Below are 3,757 nucleotides of genomic sequence, written 5' to 3' on the forward strand. Positions count from 1 at the left end.
CCCGCGTTACCCTTCCATCCCGTCGTTCCCGCGTTCGCGGGGATGACGACGTTGACGGACGGCGTTCGCGAGAAAGCTCGCTCCAACGGGAGCGCCAGACAAGAAAAAGCCCCGCATCTGCGGGGCTTTTGCATGCCTGGTGACTGCGACTCAGCCGCGGCGCGACAGCGGCTGGCGCTCGAAGCGCACGCCGGCCAGGCCGGTGCTCTGCAGCGCGCGGATGTTGGCGTGGTCGGTGCCTTCGGGATTTTCGCGCACCGCGCGGTAGTGCTCGCCGAACGCCAGCAGGGTCTCTTCCAGGCTCAGGCCTTCGAGGATGGCGAAGCCGAGGGTCTTGCAGGAGCCCTCGTTCTGCCCGGCCGGGTTTTCCACCGGGCCGTTGCCGAAGGCGCTGGGGCTGTAGCTGTAGTGCTCGGCGATGAACGCCAGGGTGTCGGTGAACAGGTGCTGCTCGTTGCGCAGGCGCGCGCGGAAATCGGTGAGGGTCATCAAGGCGGACTCGTCAATGCTTCTTGGCTGTGTCGAAGGCGGCCTGCTGATCGGGCGTGGCCTCCTTCTGGTATTTCGCCTTCCATTCGGCGTAAGGCATGCCGTAGATCTCCTCGCGGGCCTGTTCCGGGCTCAATTCCAGGCCCTTGTCGTCGGCCGCGGCCTTGTACCACTTGGACAGGCAGTTGCGGCAGAAGCCGGCGAGGTTCATCAGGTCGATGTTCTGCACGTCCTTGCGGTTGCGCAGGTGCTGAACCAGGGTGCGGAAGGCCGCGGCCTCAAGTTCCGTGCGTTGTTCCTGGCTGAGGTCGAGGATGCTGTGTTCGGGCTTGCTCATGGCTTCGGCTCTCGCTTGGCGCGTCGTCGCGTGACGTCGGGGGCTCTTCGGGGCTGGCCTGATGATAAGAGCCGGGGCGGGCGCCAGCAATGGCCGTTGGCCAGGCGGCGCCGCGCGGCTCAGCGTTCGGCGGCCAGCGCGATGGACACCGATTCGGCGAAGCGCAGGGCGTGCGGCTTGTCCACTTCCACTTCGGCGTAGTGCACCGCCGGGTGGGCCATGACCAGGTCGAGCAGCTCCTGGGTCAGGCGTTCCAGCAGGGCGAAGCGGTTCTCCTCGACGTGGGCGATGATCGCCTTGGTGATGGTGCGGTAGTTCAGCGCGTGCTCGATGTCGTTGACCTGCACCGCTTCCTGCGAGGGGTAGAGGATGGTCAGGTTGATCAGCACGTCCTGCTTGTTGAGGATTTCCTCTTCCTTGATGCCGATGTAGGTGCGCACGCGCAGATCCTTCACGCGGATCCGCGCCATGCCCGGCTGCAGTTGCGTCATTTCACTTGCTCCGTCCGATCAGTTGGAGGAATTCCTGGCGGGTGTTGCTGGAGTCGCGGAAGGCGCCGAGCATCACCGAGGTGAACATCTGCGAGTTCTGCTTCTCCACCCCGCGCATCATCATGCACATGTGCTGCGCCTCGATCACCACCGCCACGCCGGCGGCGCCGGTGATGCGCTCGATCGCCTCGGCGATCTGCCGGGTGAGGTTCTCCTGGATCTGCAGGCGGCGGGCGAACATGTCGACGATGCGCGCCACCTTCGACAGGCCGAGCACCTTGCCGGTGGGAATGTACGCCACATGGGCCTTGCCGATGAAGGGCAGCAGGTGGTGTTCGCACAGCGAGTACAGCTCGATGTCGCGGACGATCACCATTTCGTCGTTGTCCGAGGCGAACAGCGCGCCGTTGACGATCTCCTCCAGGCTCAGCTCGTAGCCGTGGCACAGGTAGCGCATGGCCTTGGCCGCGCGCTTGGGCGTGTCGAGCAGGCCTTCGCGGTCGGGGTTCTCGCCCAGGCCCAGGAGTATCTCGCGGTAGTTCGCGGACAGGGAATCGGTCATTGCAGGGTTCCTCGCGCCTCGCCGGGCGGTCATTTGAGGTGCCGGCCGCCATTGACGGTCAAGGTGGTGCCGGTGACGTAGGGGGTGTCCAGCAGGTAGCGGATGGCCTGGTAGACGACGTCCGGCCCCGGCTCGATGCCCAGGGCGGACTTCGCCAGGGTGCGCGCGCGATAGTCGGCGTCGTCCCCGGCGTTGAACATGACCAGCGCCGGGGCGATGGTGTTGACCTTGATCTTCGGCGCCAGGCGCGCCGCGAAGGACTGCGCGAGGCTGTCCAGGCCGGCCTTGCTGGCGCAGTAGGCGATGTGCTTCGCGCTGCCCTTGCGCACCACGTCGTCGCTGATGTGGATGATGTCGGCCGGCTGCGAGCGTTCCAGCAGCGGCGTGCAATGCAGGTTGATCAGGTAGGGCGCGAGCATGTGCACGTTGAACAGCGCGCGGAACGCCTCGGCCTCGTGGCCGGGTTGTTCGCCGAGCCACGCCGAGGCGTTGTGGATGACGGCGCGCAGGCTGTCGGTGTGCGCCTTGAGCGCGTCGATGAAGGCGAGGATGCCGGCCTCGTCGGCGAAATCGCCGTGCAGGCAGGTCGCGCCGCGCTCGCGCAGTTGCTGCACGCCGGGCTTCTCGCTGCGGTAGCTGACGATCACCGGCTGGCCGGCGTCGAGCAGGCGCAGTGCGCAGTGCAGGCCGACGCGCTGGCTGGCGCCGGTGATCAGGATGGGGGCCGGGGATGCGCTCATGCGGGTCTCGCGGGAGTGGTCGAGCGCCGCTGGAAACAATCCCGAGCGGCGCAGTGGGAAAAAACTATACCAGCCGCGCCGCCCCGGCGAACACCCGCGCGCCGCTTGCGGCATAATGCCGGCCTTGTCGTGTGAACGGGAGTCGTCATGAAAGTCGCCATTCTGTCCGGGTCGGTCTATGGCACCGCCGAAGAGGTCGCGCGCCATGCCAAGCGCCTGCTGGAGGCCGCCGGCCTGGAAACCTGGTTCGAGCCGCGGGCCACGCTCGAGGGGCTGGTCGAGGCCGCGCCGCAGGCGTTCCTCACCGTCACCTCGACCACCGGCCTGGGTGAGCTGCCGGACAACATCCAGCCGCTGTACTACGCCATCCGCGACCGCCTGCCGAACTGGCGCGGGCTGCCCGGCGCGGTGATCGGCCTGGGCGATTCCAGCTACGGCGACACCTACTGCGGTGGCGGCGAGCAGGTGCGCGAGCTGTACGCCGAACTGGGCCTGCGCGAGGTGCTGCCGATGCTGCGCCTGGACGCCAGCGAGACGGTCACCCCGGAAACCGACGCCGAGCCCTGGCTCGCCGATTTCATCGCCGCGCTGAAAGGCTGATGCACCCGCGCGCCCGCTACCTGATCGATACCCTGCAGCTGGCCCCGCACCCGGAGGGCGGCTTCTACCGCCGCGTCTTCGAGTCGGCGCTGGCGGGGCCGGGCGGGCGCGCGCAGTCGTCGGCGATCTTCTTCCTGCTGCCCGGCGGCGCGGTGAGCCGTTGGCACCGGGTCGACGCCGACGAGCTGTGGCACTGGCACGAAGGCGCGGCGCTGGAACTGCTGGTGGCGCGGGACCCGGCGCAGCCGGTAAGTCGCGAAATCCTCGGCCCGGTGGGCGAGGGGACGCTGCCGCAGCGCGCGGTGCCGGCCCACGCCTGGCAGGCGGCGCGCTGCCTGGGCGATTACGTGCTGGTGGGCTGTACGGTGTCGCCGGCGTTCGAGTTCGCCGGTTTCGAGTTGCTGTCGGACGAGACGCGACGGGAATGGCGGCGCCTGGCGGCGGAGTTTCCCGAGCTGGTCTGACCCACGGCGCTCCTGAATTGGTTCGAGCAATGGCGGCGGCCTCGGCGTATCGGCGTATAACCGCGAACGGTTAT

7 protein-coding genes are annotated in these 3,757 nt (G+C 67.9%); 2 read left to right on the forward strand and 5 right to left on the reverse strand.

The genetic code is table 11. The features are described 5' to 3' along the window. Positions 1 to 150: 150 nt before the first annotated feature. The 5 genes from P3W75_RS09065 to folM form a co-directional block, all read right to left on the reverse strand. Positions 151 to 489: a HopJ type III effector protein gene (locus tag P3W75_RS09065; protein WP_276227040.1), complete on the reverse strand. Its 339-nt coding sequence runs from the start codon at positions 487 to 489 to the stop codon at positions 151 to 153. A gap of 13 nt (positions 490 to 502) precedes the next feature. Then, on the reverse strand, positions 503 to 826 hold the full coding sequence (locus tag P3W75_RS09070; RefSeq protein ID WP_276227041.1) for a DUF1244 domain-containing protein: 324 nt from the start codon (positions 824 to 826) through the stop codon (positions 503 to 505). A gap of 119 nt (positions 827 to 945) precedes the next feature. Continuing rightward, entirely contained in the window at positions 946 to 1,317 is a 372-nt protein-coding gene (gene folX, locus P3W75_RS09075; RefSeq protein WP_276227042.1) for a dihydroneopterin triphosphate 2'-epimerase, read from the reverse strand. 1 nt (position 1,318) lies between these two features. Further along, positions 1,319 to 1,879, reverse strand: coding sequence for a GTP cyclohydrolase I FolE (folE, locus tag P3W75_RS09080; protein WP_276227043.1), 561 nt, complete (start codon positions 1,877 to 1,879; stop codon positions 1,319 to 1,321). Between the two features lie 29 nt (positions 1,880 to 1,908). Next, positions 1,909 to 2,619 carry a dihydromonapterin reductase gene (folM, locus tag P3W75_RS09085; RefSeq protein WP_276227044.1) on the reverse strand — a complete coding sequence of 237 codons (711 nt, stop codon included), beginning with the start codon at positions 2,617 to 2,619 and terminating at the stop codon, positions 1,909 to 1,911. Between the two features lie 147 nt (positions 2,620 to 2,766). Here folM and P3W75_RS09090 point away from each other — a divergent pair, with 147 nt between their 5' ends. Beyond that, positions 2,767 to 3,219: a flavodoxin gene (locus tag P3W75_RS09090; RefSeq protein ID WP_276227045.1), complete on the forward strand. Its 453-nt coding sequence runs from the start codon at positions 2,767 to 2,769 to the stop codon at positions 3,217 to 3,219. Next, on the forward strand, positions 3,219 to 3,683 hold the full coding sequence (locus P3W75_RS09095) for a cupin domain-containing protein (RefSeq protein WP_276227046.1): 465 nt from the start codon (positions 3,219 to 3,221) through the stop codon (positions 3,681 to 3,683). The genes P3W75_RS09090 and P3W75_RS09095 overlap by 1 nt, the downstream gene beginning before the upstream one ends. The last annotated feature ends 74 nt before the right edge of the window (positions 3,684 to 3,757 follow it).

The sequence above is a fragment of the Pseudomonas citronellolis genome (assembly GCF_029335315.1).
In the GTDB taxonomy this organism is placed as follows: domain Bacteria; phylum Pseudomonadota; class Gammaproteobacteria; order Pseudomonadales; family Pseudomonadaceae; genus Pseudomonas; species Pseudomonas citronellolis_A.